17 protein-coding genes are annotated in these 16,248 nt (G+C 64.1%); 15 read left to right on the top strand and 2 right to left on the bottom strand.

Annotation, left to right across the window (positions count from 1 at the left end):
• Nucleotides 1-156 precede the first annotated feature (156 nt).
• Complete coding sequence (locus RFM41_RS11885; protein WP_320245395.1) at nt 157-972, bottom strand: DUF2066 domain-containing protein; 816 nt, start codon at nt 970-972, stop codon at nt 157-159.
• A gap of 90 nt (nt 973-1,062) precedes the next feature.
• Between RFM41_RS11885 and RFM41_RS11880 the strand changes: the two genes are divergently transcribed.
• The 14 genes from RFM41_RS11880 to RFM41_RS11815 all read left to right on the top strand — a co-directional run bounded on the left by RFM41_RS11880 (nt 1,063) and on the right by RFM41_RS11815 (nt 14,462).
• A complete protein-coding gene (locus RFM41_RS11880) occupies nt 1,063-1,611 on the top strand; it encodes a methyltransferase family protein (RefSeq protein WP_320245394.1) in 549 nt (182 codons plus the stop codon).
• Between the two features lie 107 nt (nt 1,612-1,718).
• On the top strand, nt 1,719-2,762 hold the full coding sequence (locus RFM41_RS11875; RefSeq protein ID WP_320245393.1) for an enoyl-CoA hydratase/isomerase family protein: 1,044 nt from the start codon (nt 1,719-1,721) through the stop codon (nt 2,760-2,762).
• The gene (locus RFM41_RS11870; RefSeq protein WP_320245392.1) at nt 2,759-3,181 is read left to right on the top strand and encodes a DUF6163 family protein; all 423 of its coding nucleotides are present in this window, start codon (nt 2,759-2,761) and stop codon (nt 3,179-3,181) included. The genes RFM41_RS11875 and RFM41_RS11870 overlap by 4 nt, the downstream gene beginning before the upstream one ends.
• Before the next feature lie 344 nt (nt 3,182-3,525).
• The gene (gene ldtR / locus RFM41_RS11865) at nt 3,526-4,041 is read left to right on the top strand and encodes a transcriptional regulator LdtR (protein ID WP_040983294.1); all 516 of its coding nucleotides are present in this window, start codon (nt 3,526-3,528) and stop codon (nt 4,039-4,041) included.
• Between the two features lie 484 nt (nt 4,042-4,525).
• The gene (locus RFM41_RS11860; RefSeq protein WP_320245391.1) at nt 4,526-5,779 is read left to right on the top strand and encodes a L,D-transpeptidase family protein; all 1,254 of its coding nucleotides are present in this window, start codon (nt 4,526-4,528) and stop codon (nt 5,777-5,779) included.
• Between the two features lie 262 nt (nt 5,780-6,041).
• Complete coding sequence (locus RFM41_RS11855; protein ID WP_320245390.1) at nt 6,042-7,682, top strand: Na+/H+ antiporter; 1,641 nt, start codon at nt 6,042-6,044, stop codon at nt 7,680-7,682.
• A 125-nt stretch (nt 7,683-7,807) separates the two neighbouring features.
• The gene (gene glyA, locus RFM41_RS11850) at nt 7,808-9,121 is read left to right on the top strand and encodes a serine hydroxymethyltransferase (RefSeq protein WP_320245389.1); all 1,314 of its coding nucleotides are present in this window, start codon (nt 7,808-7,810) and stop codon (nt 9,119-9,121) included.
• Nucleotides 9,122-9,232: 111 nt separating this feature from the next.
• The gene (locus RFM41_RS11845) at nt 9,233-9,808 is read left to right on the top strand and encodes an invasion associated locus B family protein (RefSeq protein ID WP_430691482.1); all 576 of its coding nucleotides are present in this window, start codon (nt 9,233-9,235) and stop codon (nt 9,806-9,808) included.
• Nucleotides 9,809-9,920: 112 nt separating this feature from the next.
• The gene (gene nrdR / locus RFM41_RS11840) at nt 9,921-10,400 is read left to right on the top strand and encodes a transcriptional regulator NrdR (protein WP_040999929.1); all 480 of its coding nucleotides are present in this window, start codon (nt 9,921-9,923) and stop codon (nt 10,398-10,400) included.
• A gap of 2 nt (nt 10,401-10,402) precedes the next feature.
• On the top strand, nt 10,403-11,533 hold the full coding sequence (gene ribD, locus RFM41_RS11835; RefSeq protein ID WP_320245387.1) for a bifunctional diaminohydroxyphosphoribosylaminopyrimidine deaminase/5-amino-6-(5-phosphoribosylamino)uracil reductase RibD: 1,131 nt from the start codon (nt 10,403-10,405) through the stop codon (nt 11,531-11,533).
• Nucleotides 11,533-12,150 (top strand): riboflavin synthase, encoded by a 618-nt coding sequence (locus tag RFM41_RS11830; protein WP_320245386.1) that lies wholly within the window; start codon nt 11,533-11,535, stop codon nt 12,148-12,150. The genes ribD and RFM41_RS11830 overlap by 1 nt, the downstream gene beginning before the upstream one ends.
• 109 nt (nt 12,151-12,259) lie before the next feature.
• Entirely contained in the window at nt 12,260-12,754 is a 495-nt protein-coding gene (locus RFM41_RS11825; protein ID WP_320245385.1) for a 6,7-dimethyl-8-ribityllumazine synthase, read from the top strand.
• The gene (gene nusB / locus RFM41_RS11820; RefSeq protein ID WP_320245384.1) at nt 12,751-13,245 is read left to right on the top strand and encodes a transcription antitermination factor NusB; all 495 of its coding nucleotides are present in this window, start codon (nt 12,751-12,753) and stop codon (nt 13,243-13,245) included. Before RFM41_RS11825 ends, nusB begins: the two co-directional genes overlap by 4 nt.
• Complete coding sequence (locus RFM41_RS11815) at nt 13,242-14,462, top strand: MFS transporter (RefSeq protein ID WP_320245383.1); 1,221 nt, start codon at nt 13,242-13,244, stop codon at nt 14,460-14,462. Before nusB ends, RFM41_RS11815 begins: the two co-directional genes overlap by 4 nt.
• Before the next feature lie 60 nt (nt 14,463-14,522).
• On the opposite strand, the gene RFM41_RS11810 is transcribed toward RFM41_RS11815, so the two are convergent.
• Nucleotides 14,523-15,095 carry an NADPH-dependent FMN reductase gene (locus RFM41_RS11810; protein ID WP_320245382.1) on the bottom strand — a complete coding sequence of 191 codons (573 nt, stop codon included), beginning with the start codon at nt 15,093-15,095 and terminating at the stop codon, nt 14,523-14,525.
• A gap of 238 nt (nt 15,096-15,333) precedes the next feature.
• Here RFM41_RS11810 and osmF point away from each other — a divergent pair, with 238 nt between their 5' ends.
• Nucleotides 15,334-16,245: a glycine betaine ABC transporter substrate-binding protein OsmF gene (osmF, locus tag RFM41_RS11805; RefSeq protein ID WP_320245381.1), complete on the top strand. Its 912-nt coding sequence runs from the start codon at nt 15,334-15,336 to the stop codon at nt 16,243-16,245.
• Nucleotides 16,246-16,248: the final 3 nt, after the last annotated feature.

Below are 16,248 nucleotides of genomic sequence, written 5' to 3'. Positions count from 1 at the left end.
ACCAATGCGACACGATTGTGCCAAGCTAGGTGCAATTTCCTCGCCCCGCAACGCGGGGAGAGGTGTCCGCGAAGCGGACGGAGAGGGCCTTCGGAGGGCGCTCCCCCTCCGTCGCGGCTGCGCCGCGCCACCATTTCATGGGGCGAGGAAATGCTCTCAAGGCTGCCCGTGCCCTGACAAGATCTGCGCCGCGCCCCTTACCGCCACGCGAAAAGCTTCGTCGAAGCTGACGCCGCGCACCTGCCAGCGATAGGTCTTGCCGCGGTCGGCCAGCCGCCAGTCGGCAACCCAGCCGAGGTCCTTGTCGCTCCACACGATGCTGCCGGCGAGTGCCCGGGCTGCTCCCGCTTTTTTCGCGAGCTCATCGAGCCTTGCCATGTCGGCCTCGGAAAGCGCCTCTTCACCCAGGCCGCCAAGCTGCCCTGTCTTTGGAAAGGTGATGCGCATCAGCAACGGAGCGGTGGCGTTAGAAAAGGATTCACGCATCGTCTTGCCCTGGTCCTCGTCCGCCGTCAGCACGAAATGCCGCGAACCCTGCTCGGCGCTCATGAAGACGGCGATCAGCGGCCGCTCGCCGAGCCAGGGCTTGCTGCCGAGCTGCGCCAGAAGCTTGTCGACGACGGCCGGCTTGTAGAGGCAGCTCAGGTCGTGCGGCCTGTCATGCGTGCCTTGCTCGTCATGGACCGGGATGCCTTCGAGCCGGTCGCGGTAGCGAAAGGACTGGACGAAGTCGGCCGCCTTGTCGCGCAGCGCCAGCATCTCCGGCTTCTGCGTCAGCCGCTGGTCGCCCGAGACCTTGACCAGCACCTTGTCCAGGCAATCCTTGAAGCCGATCTGCCGGTTCACGTCTCCGGTTCCGGTGACGATCGTTTGCGATTGATATAACTCACTCGCCGCCGCGGCAGGGTAAGACGTCAGCAGGATAGCGATCAGGCTGATCGTCGCAGCCTCGATGCGTGAAAAACCCGGCATCTCTTGTCGTCCGGTTCGAAATGTCCATTTCCTAGCACCGGGCCCATGCGGCGGCCAAGGCAGATTGCCGGCTAACCGAAGGAGCAAGGCATGACCTTCATCTGGTTCATTTATGCTGCCTGGCTACTGCTGATTGTCTATCTGACCGTTAAGTCGATTGGCGTGAAACGCGATACGGAGCCGCATCTTCTGCAGAGCTTCGGCTTGATGTTTGCCATGATCGTGGCCTTCCTGCTCCCGCACCTGCCATTGTTTGCTTTCGTCAACTTCGCTCCGGTCGGCCCTGTCCTGAGCAGCGTCGGTGTTGTCCTGGCGGTTGCCGGCATGCTTCTGTTGGTCTGGGGGCGGCAAGCTCTCGGCCGCGATTGGAGCCAGACCGTTTCGGTCAAGCAGGAACATGAGCTGGTGACATCGGGCCCTTACCACGTGCTGCGCCACCCCATGTATGCGGGTGGCCTGCTCGCATGCATCGGCTCGGCGATCGTGGTGGGTGGGCCTTTCGTCTTTCTGCTTGTCCTGTTGGGTGCGATCTTCATCTGGCGCGTTGGCGCGGAGGACCGGCTTCTGGCGCGGCAGTTCCCCGACGAGTTCCCTGCCTATGCGCGGCGCACGAACGCCCTTGTTCCATTTGTCTGGTAGCTGGTCGCCGCATGGGATCAACAGTCGGGAGCACTCGACAATTGACGTTCGTCCGGTCGCCGCTTAGCACTTCTCCTCCCGCAGGCGCGGGGGAGGATTCTCTCACGATGGATTTTGGCGGAGGCGACGAGATCCGCTTCGAGCGGCTGGGTAGAGCGGGCGTGGTCACGTTGACGCGGCCGAAGGCGCTCAACGCCGTCACGCACGCCATGGTCAGGGCGCTCGGCAAGGCGCTTGACGCCTGGGAGCAGGACCCGGGCGTCGGCGTCGTCATCGTCAAGGCCGAGGGCAGGGCGTTTTCCGCCGGTGGCGATATCCTGCACATCTATGAGGCCGGCCGCGCCGGCAAGCCGCCCGTCGACTTCTTCGCCGACGAGTACCGGCTCAACGCCCGCATTGCCCGCTTCAAGAAACCTTATGTCGCGCTGATCGACGGCATCGTCATGGGCGGCGGCGTCGGCATCTCCTTCCATGGCTCGCATCGGGTGCTGACCGAGAACGCGCAGTTCGCCATGCCGGAGGTCGGCATCGGCTTCTTCCCCGATGTCGGCGCCAGCCATTTGCTGCCGGACCTTGGCGGCTGTTTCGGCATGTATCTCGGGCTGACGGGAAATCGCATCCGCTATGGCGACGCGCTGTGGTCGGGGCTCGCCACTCACACCATCAAGGCCGAGGACCAGGCTGGCCTGCTCGACGAACTGGCAACGAGTGGGGACGCCAATGCGGAGCTGCGCGATTTCTTCGTGCCCGCCAAACGCGAGACCGAGCGGCAGGACCTCGAGGCGATCGCGCGCCATTTTTCGAAGAGCTCGCTTGCCGGCATCATCGACAGTCTGGAGCGGGCAGGGGCCGAAGACGCTTTTGCCGCAAAGACGCTGGCGACGCTGAAAACCCGCTCGCCGACCAGCCTCAACGTCGCCTGGCGCCAGATCAGCGCTGGATCGACCTTGTCGATGGACGAATGCATGAAGATGGAGTTCCGCATCCTCAACCGCATGCTGGCCGGCCATGATTTCTACGAAGGCATCCGCGCCGCCATCATCGACAAGGGCTCGCAGCCTGAGTGGCGGCCGGCAGGCCTTGATGACGTCAGCGCGGCAGATATCGACGCCTATTTCGCGCCGCTCGGGGACAAGGAACTTACCTTGTGAGCGAGGTCACCTCCAGGCGCGTGGTGCTGCAGCCCTCGACCACCGAGGTCATCTTCGCCTGGTTCCAGCGCGTCATCGCCGGCTACTGCCTTTTGTTCGGCATTCTCTACTGGATTCGCCTGATCGGCATCTATCCGGGCGAGTTGTGGCGCTTCGACCTGATGCCGGTGCATTGGCAGGTGGCGGCGGCGACGCTTGCTGTCTTCTTCCCCTTCGCCGCGGCGGGCCTTTGGATGCTGGCGTCCTGGGGGCCGGTGATCTGGTTCATCTGCGCCGTGACCGAGACGGTGATGTATGCCGGTTTCCCCGATCTCTTCGGCCACCGGATCTTGATCGTCGTCTCGCACGCCTGCGTGGCGCTGCTCTACATCGTCTTCCGCGTGGTCATCTGGCTGCAGAAGCGCCAGCTCAGGCAGTAATGCATGTCGCCCGAAAGTGGGCAGCGGTTTCGGGAGAACGACATGCATCAAAACAAAGCCTGAAGCGCGTCGCCTGAATCCGCTTCAGCGCAACGCGCTTTAGGTTGCCAGGGGGTTCCAGGGGCCTAGATTCGGGGGGTGGCGATTGCCCCAAAACCATTGGCTAAATCTTTAGGTTAATTGTTCTTGCCCGGGTGACCGATCGTTAAGCGTCTTCCGAAACCTCTTACCGGTAAGCTCTTGTTAGCCCTGGCGTTTAAGTCGAATTTTATGAGTATTCGATAGTGTCGCGATCAAGGTGAAAAACAAAAAATCACCAAGGCGACAAACGAGAGGCAAAGACAATGATCAATTCGCGTCCGGCGGCGAAGACCGCAAACGTATCCGACGATCGCCGCGAGGCTATCCGCTCGCTGTACATGGAATCGCTGCAGCTGGTGGAGCGCCTGCACCGCCGTCTGCTTGACGTGATCAAGGACGAGTTCGACCGCAACGGCCGCTCCGACATCAACGCCATCCAGGCGCTGCTGCTCTTCAACATCGGCAATTCGGAGCTGACCGCCGGTGAGCTGCGCTCGCGTGGCTACTATCTCGGCTCGAACGTCTCCTACAATCTGAAGAAGCTGGTCGATCTCGGCTTCATCAACCACCAGCGCTCGCGCATCGACCGCCGTTCGGTTCGCGTCTCGCTGACGCCGAAGGGCAACGAGGTGGCCGACGTCGTCGCCGGCCTCTACGAGCGCCATGTCGGCTCGATCGAGGCGGTCGGCGGCATCAATACCGACGAGTTCAAGCAGATGAACCGCGCGCTGCAGCGCCTGGACCGCTTCTGGAACGACACCATCGCTTACCGGATGTAAGGGCCAAGGAAATTGGGGCGGGAAAGCCGCGCCGAAGAAGCGTGACCTCGGGGGAAAGAATATGGGGCCGGTGCCGAAGCGCGCCGGTCCTTCTCTTTTTGGCGAAGGGCCGGCATCTGCGGGAGTCGGCCGTCGCGCCGCGCAAATTGAAGCTCGGCTCCCGAATGGGAAGGCGCAGACCTCGCAAGGGCGCGCTGATGTATTGCGATGCAAAAAAGCATCGCCCCCATTTCTTTCACCTCGCCGCCACAAGCAAATCGCGGGCCAAGGCCACGTTGCCGCCATAATCGCGGTGGATGCGAATTGTGGGTGATGCTGCGGGCCTATGCCCTGCGCTCCTTGGAACCTGCGTGGCGGCAGCGCGTTTCTGGCGGCCGAATGGTGCGGGTCGTGGTTGGCGAATTGTTAAGTTTGCCGCCCCTAGAGTGCGGACAAGCCGCCGGCAAGCGATTGAGCGAGAGCGATTAAGCAAAGAATGTCTGCCATGAGAACCAGCCGCCGTTTCTTCCTTACCGGAGCCTCCGCGCTCGCCGCCGCCGTGGTTGCGGGTCATGCCAGCGCGCAGGACGTGGTCGGGGACATCCTGAAATCCTCGACGCGCGGCAATTGGGACGACCAGTTCGACGCCCGTGGCAACAACACCAACAAGGTCGCCTCGACGCTGCCGATTTTCAGCCAGCAGACGGTGGCCTTCACCGAGCAGGCGGTGGCGCAGTACCAGAACATCGTCTCCCAGGGCGGCTGGGAACAGGTTCCGGCGACCAAGAAATTGCAGCTCGGCGACGACGATCCGGATGTCGTTCCGCTGCGCAAGCGCCTGATGATCTCGGGCGACCTGCCGCAGAGCGCAGGCATTTCGACGGCCTTCGATTCCTATGTCGACTCGGCGGTCAAGCGCTTCCAGCTCCGCCACGGCCTGCCGGCCGACGGCGCCATGGGCAAATACACCTATGCCGCGATGAACGTGTCGGCACAGGTCCGGCTCGGCCAGTTGCAGACCAACCTGCAGCGTCTGAAGGAAAAGGCCGGCACGCTGGGCAGCCGTTACGTCCTGGTCGACATTCCGGGCGCCCAGGTCGAAGCGGTCGAGAACGACCGCGTCGTGCTGCGCCACACGGCGATCGTCGGCAAGATCGACCGCCAGACGCCGATCGTCAATTCGAAGATCAACGAGATCATCGTCAATCCCTACTGGAACGCGCCGGTCTCGATCGTGCGCAAGGACATCATTCCGCTGATGCGGAAGGACCCGAACTACCTTAAGGAGAGCCACATCCGGCTGTTCGCGCCGGACGGCAGCGAAGTCGATCCGATGAACGTCGACTGGTCGACGGACGATGCCGCGAAATACCGTTTCCGCCAGGATCCGGGCAGCAACAACGCCATGGCCTCGGTCAAGATCAACTTCCCGAGCCCGGACGGCGTCTACATGCACGACACGCCGCAGCAGAGCCTGTTCGGCAAGCTGATGCGCTTCGATTCTTCCGGCTGCGTGCGCGTCCAGAACGTGCGCGACCTCGTCACCTGGATCCTGCGCGACACGCCCGGCTGGGACCGCCAGCATTTCGAAGCGGCCATCAAGACCGGCGAGAACACGCCGATCCAGGTCGTCAACCCGGTGCCGGTCCACTTCCTCTATCTGTCGGCATGGTCGACGGCCCCGGGCGTCGTGCAGTTCCGCGACGACATCTACGCGCTTGACGGCGCCAGCGAGCTGCAGATCAGCTCCGCGCAGTAAGCATCTGATATCTTGGACAAAAAGGCCGCTCCTGGAGCGGCCTTTTTGTTGGCGATGCAATGTGCGCACAGAGCAATTCCGGGAAAAGTGCATAGCGGTTTTCCGTCCGGAATTGCGTAAGAACAAAGTGGGTCGGCGGTCCAGCAAACCCTGAACTGCCCGGGCGGAACGGGCGCACCGCATGATACGCCGGCGTGACGTCCACCGGCTGGACGGCACGCGTTCAATTGCGCATGGTCCGCCAGAGAGTCGGAATCGCGCCATGGACGTCGCCGTCTTTATCCTCGTCGTGCTCGCCTTCGTGACGCTGTCCGGCGCGCTGGTGCGGCTGGTGCGCGTGCCGCTGCCGGTTCTGCAGATCGCGATCGGCGCCGCCCTTGCCTGGCCTGCAGGAGGCTTTCACATCGAAGTGGATCCCGAGCTGTTCCTGCTGGTGTTCATTCCGCCGCTTCTGTTTGGCGACGCCTTCTCGGCGCCGAAGCGTGAGCTGATGGCGCTGCGCGGTCCGATCCTCGCCCTCGCCATCGGACTGGTCTTCTTCACCATCGTCGGCTCTGGCTACACCTTGCACTGGCTGGTGCCGAGCATTCCGCTGGTGGTGGCCTTCGCTCTGGCCGCCGTGCTGTCGCCGACCGACGCGGTCGCCGTTTCCTCGATCGTCGACCGCAATCTCGTCCCGGCGCGGCTTATGCACATATTGGAAGGCGAGTCGCTGCTCAACGACGCCTCCGGCCTGGTGATGTTCCGTTTCGCCGTGGCGGCGGCGCTGACCGGCAGCTTTTCGTTCGCTGGGGCATCCCTGAGCTTCGTCTTTGCCGTGGCGGTCGGCATCCTTGCGGGCGTGGCGGCGCTGTTCATCGCCGCGAGGTCTTTGCAGATCCTTGGCCGCATCACCAGCACACCGGCCGAAGCGCAGGTGCTGGTCATGGTCCTGCTGCCCTTTGTCGCCTATCTGATCGCCGAGCATTTCGGCGCCTCGGGCGTTCTGGCGGCGGTCACCGCCGGCCTGCTGACCGGATATTCCGGCATCGTCCGCCACATGGCGGTCTCGGCGCGCATCCAGACCATCTCGCTCTGGTCGATGCTGATCTTCATGTTCAACGGCTCGCTATTCATCCTGCTTGGCCTGCAACTGCCCGACATCATCCGTAAGGTGCCGCCGGAACTGACCACCCGGCACTGGTTGTTCGAGCCGGCATTGACCGTGCTGATCCTGACGCTCTGCCTGATCGGCTTGCGCTTCGTCTGGATCTGGATCGGCGATATCGGCGCAGTGCTTGCCGCGCGGCTCGGCAAGCGCAAGGCCGAGCCCTTTGGTTTTCGTGTCAGGCTCGCCGGTTCGATCGCCGGCGTGCGCGGCGCCATCACGCTGGCCGGTATTCTGTCCCTGCCGCTTGCCCTGCAGGACGGCTCGCCCTTTCCGGCGCGCGACCTCGTGATTTTCCTCGCCGCCGGCGTCATCATCTGCTCGCTGGCGATTGCCAGCCTTGCTTTGCCGGCGGTCGCGCGCGGTCTCGTCGAGCCCGGCGAGCATCCGGGAGCGGGCGAAGAGCGCCGGGCCCGGGTCGGCGCCGCCAACGCGGCCATCGCCCGGATCGAAGGGCTTGCCAGCGACGGCAATGAAGGAGAGGCGGCGCAGATGAAGCTCGCCATCGCCGAGAGCGTCGCGTCCATCTACCGGCGCCGCATCTCGCTCTCCGATGGCGCCGAGGAAGCGCGCGCCGAGGCTCGCGAATCCGGGCGGATCGAGCTCGGCTTCAGGCTGGCGGGCATCGAGGCCGAGCGCGCCGAACTGCAGGCCATGCTTCGCCGCGGCGACATCAACGACCATACGGCGCGCAAGCTGTTCACCGAGATCACCTTCTCCGAAGCGATCCTCAAGGGGCGCGAGCCGCAGGATTAGAACCGGATGCGCTGTCTTGGCGCAAACCGGCCAGCAAATTTCGCGCCGCAAACGTGGCGGCCCGAAAACAACTGTGTTAATGCGCGGCGACCTCGCAGACCTCCGGCCCCAAGGGAAAGCAAGCCATGTCAAATGCAGCGGCAGCCTCCAGCAAATTCGAATCCTTCTTCGAGACCACGCTTGCCGACGCCGATCCGGAAATCTTCGGCGCCATCCGTAACGAGCTCGGTCGCCAACGCCATGAGATCGAGCTGATCGCGTCGGAAAACATCGTGTCGCGCGCTGTGCTCGAAGCGCAGGGCTCGATCATGACCAACAAATATGCCGAGGGCTATCCGGGCAAGCGCTACTATGGCGGCTGCCAGTTCGTCGACGTGGCCGAGGAACTGGCCATCGAGCGCGCGAAAAAGCTGTTCGGCTGCAACTTCGCCAACGTCCAGCCGAATTCGGGCAGCCAGATGAACCAGGCGGTGTTCCTGGCGCTGCTGCAGCCCGGCGACACCTTTATGGGCCTCGACTTGAATTCGGGCGGCCATCTCACGCACGGCTCGCCGGTCAACATGAGCGGCAAGTGGTTCAAGGTCGTCTCCTACGGCGTGCGCAAGGACGATCACCTGCTCGACATGGATGCGATCGAGAAGACCGCGCAGGAGACCAAGCCGAAGCTGATCCTGGCGGGCGGCACCGCCTATTCGCGCATCTGGGACTGGAAGCGTTTCCGCGAGATCGCCGATTCGATCGGCGCCTATCTGATGGTCGATATGGCGCATATCGCGGGCCTCGTCGCCGGCGGCATGCATCCGTCGCCGCTGCCCCACGCCCATGTCGTGACCACGACCACGCACAAGTCGCTGCGCGGCCCGCGCGGCGGCATGATCCTGTGCAATGACGAGGAGATCGCCAAGAAGATGAATTCGGCGGTGTTTCCGGGCCTGCAGGGCGGACCGCTGATGCATGTCATCGCCGCCAAGGCGGTGGCGCTCGGCGAGGCGCTGAAGCCGAGCTTCAAGGCCTATGCCGAAAGCATCGTTGCCAACGCCAAGGCGCTGGCCTCCAGCCTGCAGGAGACCGGCCTCGATATCGTCTCGGGCGGCACCGACAACCATTTGATGCTGGTCGACCTTCGTCCGAAGAACGCCACCGGCAAGCGCGCGGAGGCAGCCCTCGGCCGCGCCAACATCACGTGCAACAAGAACGGCATCCCGTTCGATCCGGAAAAGCCGTTTGTCACCTCGGGCGTGCGTCTTGGCACGCCTGCCGGCACCACGCGAGGCTTCGGCCAGGCCGAGTTCCGCGAGATCGGCAAGCTGATCGCCGAGGTGCTGGACGGACTGAAGGTGGCGAATTCCGACGAAGGCAATGCGGCGGTCGAGGCTGCGGTGAAGGCCAAGGTCACGGCGCTGACCGACCGCTTCCCGCTTTATCCTTACCTCGGTTGATCCTTCGGCCGCTCGCCCGCTCTCGGTTGACCGGCCGCTGCGCGTCATCTTTTATCCTTGCGCTTCGCGCCGCTCCTTGATCGAGCGGCGCGGCTTACCGGAGACTTGATGATGCGCACTTCCCGTTTTGCCGCCTTGGCCCTGTTTGGCTCGCTGACCGCTTCCGGCGCGGCCGCCCAGGAACAGACGAACGCCGACATGCCGGCCACCAATACCTTCGGCAAGTGGACCACCATCATCGATACGCTCGATACCGGGCAGGACGCGCACAAGACCTGCGCGGCCTCGACGGCTTTCCTCGACGGCGCCGGCAATGCGGGGTCCCTGACGCTGTCGATTTCGACCGGCGACGCGCTGCCGCCGGATGCGTATCCGGCCATCATGTTCATCATTGACAACAACACCCTGCCGACCGGCAACAAGATCGCGGCGACCTTCGGCGACCCCGGCGTGAAGGTCGCCGCCACCGTGACCTCCAACGCGGCAGCGGGCGGTCGTCCCAGCTGGATGGTGGACGACCAGGACAAGACCAGCCTTGCCGTGCTGCGCGCCATGCGCAAAGTCACCTCGCTCGATGTGGTCTTCGGCAAGCAGGCGGTGGCCTCCATTCCGATGGACGGCTTCACCAAGGCCTATCGCAATCTCGGCACGTCCTGCGGCTTCTCGACCAAGGACGTCGCGCCCTGACGCGTGCGGCCGGCCGGGCAGGGCGCTGGCAATCTTGCTCGCGCCTCGCTATCTCTGAGGCATAAAAGGCTCTAAGCCCGTAGCCCGTAGAATCGCGAACCCAAGGCTCTCCATGCGCTGTCCCTATTGTCAGTCCGAAGATACGCAGGTGAAGGATTCGCGTCCCGCCGAGGACGGCGCGGCGATCCGCAGGCGGCGGGTGTGCCCCGATTGCGGCGGCCGCTTCACGACCTTCGAGCGTGTCCAGCTGCGCGACCTCGTCGTCATCAAGAAGTCCGGCCGCAAGGTGCCTTTCGACCGCGACAAGCTGCTGCGCTCCGTCGAGATCGCCGTGCGCAAGCGCAATGTCGACCCCGAGCGCATCGACCGTGCCGTCACCGGCATCGTGCGCCAGCTCGAAAGCTCGGGCGAGACCGAGATTGCTTCGGGCGAGGTCGGCCGGCTGGTCATGGAGGCCCTGAAATCGCTGGATGACGTCGCCTATGTCCGCTTCGCCTCGGTCTATCGCAATTTCCGCGAGGCCAGGGATTTTCATGAGCTGCTGGGCGAACTGAAGGGCGACGAGGAAAAGAGCGAAGAGGACGCCGGCTGATCATGGCGGGACCGCGACTGGACGAGGCCGCGCAGGCGGCGCTTGATCGCCGTTTCATGGCCGCGGCCATCAGGCTGTCGCGCCGCAATGCCGGCCGCACCTCGACCAACCCTTCCGTCGGTACCATCATCGTGCGCGACGACGGCGCCGGCCCGATGATCGTCGGCACCGGCGTGACGGCAGTCGGCGGCCGCCCGCATGCCGAGACCGAGGCGCTGGCCGAGGCCGGCGAGTTGGCCCGTGGCGCCAGCGCCTATGTCACGCTGGAGCCTTGCGCCCATCACGGCCGCACGCCGCCTTGCGCCAACGCGCTGGTCAATGCCGGCATCGCGCGCGTTGTCGGTGCGGCGAGCGATCCCGACCCGCGCGTCTCCGGCAAGGGCTACGCCATCCTGCGCGCCGCCGGTGTCGAGGTGGTGGAGAAGGTGCTGGCCACCGAGGCCGCCGAGCAGATGGCCGGCTATCTGACTCGCTCTCTGAAGAAGCGTCCGGAAGTCACTCTGAAACTTGCGCTTTCAAGCGATGGCAAGATCGGCCGCAAAGGCGCCGGCCAAGTCGCCATCACCGGCGAGATCGCGCGGCGCGACGTCTATCTGATGCGCGCCGAGGCCGACGCCATCCTGGTCGGCATCGGCACCGCGATCGAGGACGACCCGGCGCTGACCGTGCGCCTGCCGGGACTGGAGAACCGCTCGCCGGCCCGCATCATCCTCGATCGGCAGATCCGGTTGTCGGAGACATCCAAGCTGGTGTCCGGCGTCGACCGCGTGCCGCTCTATGTCGCCGCGTGCCTGGAGGCCGATCCGCATCGGCGGGCGGCGCTCGAGCGCGCCGGCGTGCGCTTTATCGGCACCGAAACCCATGACGGCGTCGTCGCCTTGCCGGAATTGCTCGAAGACCTTGCCGCGCTCGGTATGGCGAGCGTTTTGGTCGAAGGCGGCGCCAAGGTGGCTGAGGCCTTCCTCAAGGAAGACCTCGTTGACCGCATCGTCCTGTTCCAGGGCCCGGACGCCATCGGCGAAGACGGTATTATATCGCCCATCGACGCCGACCATATCCCGGCTGGATTTCGCAAACTGCGCGAAATGCGGTTTGGCGAAGACAATTATGCTGAGTGGGTGAGAGATCTCTGATGTTTACGGGAATTGTCACGGATGTGGGCACCGTCGCCTCTGTAAAGTCTCTTAGCGAGGGCGCCGGCCTGCGCATCGATACCGCTTACGATCCCGAGACCATTGCGATCGGCGCTTCGATTTCCTGTGGCGGCGTCTGCCTTACCGTCACGGCGTTGCCCGAGCATGGCTCCAATGCGCGCTGGTTCGAGGTCGAGGCTTGGGAGGAGGCGCTCAGGCTGACCACCGCATCGAGCTGGAAATCCGGCACCAGGATCAACCTGGAACGCGCGCTGAAGATCGGCGACGAGCTCGGCGGCCACATCGTCTCCGGCCATGTCGACGGCACCGCCGAAATCGTCGAGCGTAGGGAGGAGGGCGATGCCGTGCGCTTCACGCTGGAAGCGCCGCGCCATCTGGCGAAGTTCATCGCGCCGAAAGGTTCGGTGGCCCTCGACGGCACCTCGCTCACCGTCAACAAGGTCGAAGGCACCCGCTTCGACGTGCTGCTCATCCATCACTCGCTGAGCGTCACCACCTGGGGCGAGCGCCAGGCAGGCGACCGCGTCAACCTCGAGATCGACACCATGGCCCGCTACGCCGCGCGCCTGGCGGAGGCCGCGAAAGAGGGGCTCTAGAGCGGATACCTCGCAGGCCAGCGCGGCGAACTGACATACCTCGGCCAATCTTCCGCTTGCGATCAACCCGGCTTCGGCCTAAGTCACCGGCAACCCCCCGGAGACTTTTATGGCTGGCACATCCCAACACGGCAAAGCGTTCACTCGCCCGAAGGCGAAGGCGCATCTGCTCATTGTCGAAGCGCGCTTTCACGACGATCTCGCCGACGCTCTGCTCGAAGGCGCGACAGGCGCGCTCGACGAGGCCGGCGCCACCTATGACGTGGTGACGGTTCCCGGCTCGCTCGAAATACCGGCCGTCATCACCTTCGCGCTCGATGGCGCGGCTGAAGGTGGCACGCATTACGACGGCTTCGTCGCGCTCGGCACCGTCGTCCGCGGCGATACCTACCACTTCGACATCGTCGCCAATGAATCGAGCCGCGCGCTGATGGACCTTTCGGTGCAGGAGGCGATTGCGATCGGCAACGGCATCCTGACCACCGAGAACGACGCGCAGGCATGGACACGCGCGCGAAAGACGGAAGGCGACAAGGGCGGCTTCGCCGCGCGTGCGGCGCTGACCATGATCGCGCTCAAAGAGAAATTCGGAGCTCAATCGTGACCGAGCCCGGCTCGACCGGAGGGGTGCGCCACGCCAACAAGCGCGGCGCCGCCCGTCTTGCCGCCGTCCAGGCGCTCTATCAGATGGATGTGGCCGGTAGCGGCGTCTTCGAGATCACCGCCGAATACGAGGCCTTCCGCCTCGGCAAGGAAGTCGACGGCGCGCTCTATCGCGAAGCCGACGCGCAATGGTTCCGCGCCATCCTGACCGGCGTCGTCGAGAACCAGAAGACTATCGATCCCGTCATCCGCCAGGCGCTGACCGAGGACTGGCCGCTGTCGCGGCTGGATTCGACGCTGCGCGCCATCCTGCGCGCCGGCGTCTATGAACTGATGAAGCGCGAGGACGTGCCGGTGGCAGTCATCGTCTCCGAATATGTCGACATCGCAAAAGCCTTTTACGAGGAAGACGAGCCGAAGCTGGTCAACGCCGTTCTCGATCGCGTCTCGCGCCGGGTTCGCGGCGAGGGGCGTGGCAAGGACGCTTCGTGACAGCTGCAACAGCCGCGATCGCCGAGGCCGGCAGGGAAGGGCGCCGCACGGCGGTGCTGCTGGCCGCCGCGCAGGCGATCGTCGGTTCGGCCGCTCCGATCGCCATTTCGCTCGGCGCGCTGGCCGGTCAATACCTGCTCGGTCCCGACAAGTCGCTCGCGACGGCGCCGATCACCGGATTCAATCTCGGCGTGGCGCTCGGCGCCTTGCCGGCCGCGGCCATCATCCGCAGTCTCGGCCATCGCGGCGGCTTCATGACCGGCACCGTGGTCACCGCGCTCGGAGGTCTGATCGCGACCCTTGCGCTCTTCCAGGCGAGCTTCTGGCTGTTCGCCTTCGGCCTCTGCGTCATCGGCGTCGGCGGCGCCTTCGTCCAGCAGTTCCGCTTCGCCGCCGCCGACAACGCGCCACCGGAGTTCAAGGCGCGCGCCATCTCCTTCGTGCTGGCGGGCGGCATCATCACCGCCATCCTCGGGCCGCAAATCGTCATTTACACCCGCGAATTGCTGGCCCCGGTCATGTTCGCGGGATCCTTCGCCTCGATCCTGCCCCTGGCGGCGGTTGGCACGCTCATCCTGTCGTTCCTGCGTGTGTCTTCAAGGGCCAACACCGGCGCTGAAACCGCCGCAAGCGATGCCCGGCCACTGGCCGAAATCGTCACCCAGTCGCGCTTCGTCGCCGCACTTTTCTGCACCGTCGGCAGCTACGCGCTGATGAGCTTCGTCATGACCGGCGCGCCGCTCGCCATGGTCGGCTGCGGCCTGTCGGAGGACAATGCCACGCTCGGCATTTCCTGGCACGTCATGGCGATGTTTGGACCAAGCTTCTTCACCGGCTCGCTGATCCATCGCTTCGGCGCCGAGCGCATCGTCGCCATCGGCCTTGTCTTGCTGATCGGCTGCGCCGCCGTGGCGCTTTCCGGACTGGCGCTGTGGCAGTTCTGGACCGCGCTAATCCTGCTCGGGCTCGGCTGGAATTTCGGCTTCATCGGCGCCACCGCGATGGTTGCCGCCAGCTACCGGCCGTCCGAGAAGAGCAAGGTCCAGGGTTTCCACGACTTCGTCCTGTTCGGCTCCGTCGCATTCTCCTCACTGATGTCGGGCGCGATCTACAATGCCTGGGGCTGGACCATGTTGAACTGGATCGTCTTTCCGGTCGTCGCGCTGTGTTTTGTGGCACTCGGCACGTTGAAGTTCGTGGGCGCTCCCAAATTTTGAAGAGGCGCCCGACCAGCTCTTCCGGTCACTTGAACAACCTGCCTGAAAACGAGGCCGGCGTCATGCATCCGGCGGGAGCACCTGCAGGACCCGCGCGATGAACATGTGGAACTCGTCCATGTAGTTGCGCAGGAACGTCTCGGTCGATTCCACCGTCACCTCGCCATCGTCGGTGATCAATCCCGGAGTGAACTGAATGTAGGCTTCGGGCGAGTTCATCTGGGGCGCGTTGCAGAAGCTCAAGACGCTGCGCAGGCTCTGCTGGGCGACGGCGGTCGCGATCGCACCCGGCGACGTTCCGATGACGGCAGTCGGTTTGCGGGCAAAAGAGTTCTTGCCGTAGGGGCGGCTGGCCCAGTCGATCGCATTCTTCAGGCCGCCGGGGATGGATCGGTTGTACTCCGGCGTGACGAAAAGCACCGCCTGGACGGACGCGATGGCTTTCTTGAACTCCAGGGCGACGGGCGGGAAAGCTGCGTCATAGTCGTAGCTGTAGAGCGGCAGGTCCTTGAAAGAGATTTCCGTCATCTCAAGTTCCGGCGGCGCCAGTTTGACGAGAGCCTTCGCAAGCTTGCGGTTGATGGAGCCCTTGGCAAGGCTGCCGATGAGGTAGCCGACTTTATGCTTGGCCATGACATACTCCTGTGTTGGCCGCCGACCCGCCTCTACCAAATATTCCCCAGAATAGGGCAGGCCGCCAGTCGGCCTTAGGTCGGCATTGCGCCGTGTCGGGTGGAACAGCGCTTTTGTCGGACCGAACAAAATTATTGCGCCTCTCTCCCTAGTTATGAAACCGTATGCCCCGACTGGCCGTTATAGCCGTGCTCATATGCAGCCACCTATCAATCGGTTCATAGCAAGGGATTTCACAATGTTTTCAATCGGAAAGCTCGCCGTAGCAGCCATCGCGCTCGGCCTTGCCACTGCCTCGGCCAGCGCCCAGGTGGTTGTCTCCTCGAAGATCGATACCGAAGGTGGCGTGCTGGGCAACATCATCCAGCTCGTGCTCAACGCCAACAACATCAAGACCACCGACCGGATCCAGCTCGGCGCGACACCCGTGGTGCGCAAGGCGATCACCGCCGGCGAGATCGACATCTATCCCGAATATACCGGCAACGCCGCCTTCTTCTTCCAGAAAGCCGACGATCCGGTCTGGAAGGATGCCGCCAAGGCCTATGAAACCGCCAAGAAGCTCGACTACGACGCCAACAAGATCGTCTGGCTGTCCCCGTCGCCGGCCAACAACACCTGGGCGATTGCGCTGCGCAAGGAAGTGGCCGATGAGAACAAGCTCGTCACCCTGACGGACTTCGGCAAATACGTCGCGGGCGGCGGCAAGGTGGTGCTCGCCGCTTCCGCCGAGTTCGTCAATTCGGCAGCGGCGCTTCCGGCTTTCCAGACGACCTATGGCTTCAAGCTGAAGCCCGACCAGTTGATCACGCTCTCCGGCGGCGACACCGCGGCGACCATCGCGGCCGCCGCCAACCAGACCAACGGCGCCAACGCCGCCATGGTTTACGGCACCGATGGCGGCATCCAGCCATCCGGCCTTGTCGTTCTCCAGGACGACAAGAATGTGCAGCCGGTCTACCAGCCGGCACCGATCATCCGCGAGAAGGTACTGAAGGAACATCCCGAGATCGAGACGCTGCTGAAGCCGGTCTTCGCCAAGCTCGACCTCGTCACGCTGCAGCAGCTCAACGGCCGCGTGCAATTGGGCGGCGAGCCTGCGAAGGCGGTGGCCGAGGATTTCCTCAAGAAGAACGGCTTCCTGAAGTAAGCT

It is taken from the genome of Mesorhizobium vachelliae (assembly GCF_033977325.1).
GTDB lineage: Bacteria > Pseudomonadota > Alphaproteobacteria > Rhizobiales > Rhizobiaceae > Mesorhizobium > Mesorhizobium vachelliae.
The sequence above is the reverse complement of the archived record's forward strand: the minus strand, read 5'-3'. Positions and strand labels throughout refer to the sequence as shown.

Excerpts from the sequence above, each read along its gene's own strand:
- RFM41_RS11845 (WP_430691482.1), top strand. The coding sequence starts at position 9,233 with ATGCGCACTTCCCGTTTTGCCGCCTTGGCCCTGTTTGGCTCGCTGACC.
- RFM41_RS11810 (WP_320245382.1), bottom strand. The coding sequence starts at position 15,095 with ATGGCCAAGCATAAAGTCGGCTACCTCATCGGCAGCCTTGCCAAGGGC.
- RFM41_RS11880 (WP_320245394.1), top strand. The coding sequence starts at position 1,063 with ATGACCTTCATCTGGTTCATTTATGCTGCCTGGCTACTGCTGATTGTC.
- osmF (WP_320245381.1), top strand. The coding sequence starts at position 15,334 with ATGTTTTCAATCGGAAAGCTCGCCGTAGCAGCCATCGCGCTCGGCCTT.
- RFM41_RS11875 (WP_320245393.1), top strand. The coding sequence starts at position 1,719 with ATGGATTTTGGCGGAGGCGACGAGATCCGCTTCGAGCGGCTGGGTAGA.
- RFM41_RS11855 (WP_320245390.1), top strand. The coding sequence starts at position 6,042 with ATGGACGTCGCCGTCTTTATCCTCGTCGTGCTCGCCTTCGTGACGCTG.
- RFM41_RS11885 (WP_320245395.1), bottom strand. The coding sequence starts at position 972 with ATGCCGGGTTTTTCACGCATCGAGGCTGCGACGATCAGCCTGATCGCT.
- RFM41_RS11860 (WP_320245391.1), top strand. The coding sequence starts at position 4,526 with ATGAGAACCAGCCGCCGTTTCTTCCTTACCGGAGCCTCCGCGCTCGCC.
- glyA (WP_320245389.1), top strand. The coding sequence starts at position 7,808 with ATGTCAAATGCAGCGGCAGCCTCCAGCAAATTCGAATCCTTCTTCGAG.
- ldtR (WP_040983294.1), top strand. The coding sequence starts at position 3,526 with ATGATCAATTCGCGTCCGGCGGCGAAGACCGCAAACGTATCCGACGAT.
- ribD (WP_320245387.1), top strand. The coding sequence starts at position 10,403 with ATGGCGGGACCGCGACTGGACGAGGCCGCGCAGGCGGCGCTTGATCGC.
- RFM41_RS11830 (WP_320245386.1), top strand. The coding sequence starts at position 11,533 with ATGTTTACGGGAATTGTCACGGATGTGGGCACCGTCGCCTCTGTAAAG.
- RFM41_RS11825 (WP_320245385.1), top strand. The coding sequence starts at position 12,260 with ATGGCTGGCACATCCCAACACGGCAAAGCGTTCACTCGCCCGAAGGCG.
- nrdR (WP_040999929.1), top strand. The coding sequence starts at position 9,921 with ATGCGCTGTCCCTATTGTCAGTCCGAAGATACGCAGGTGAAGGATTCG.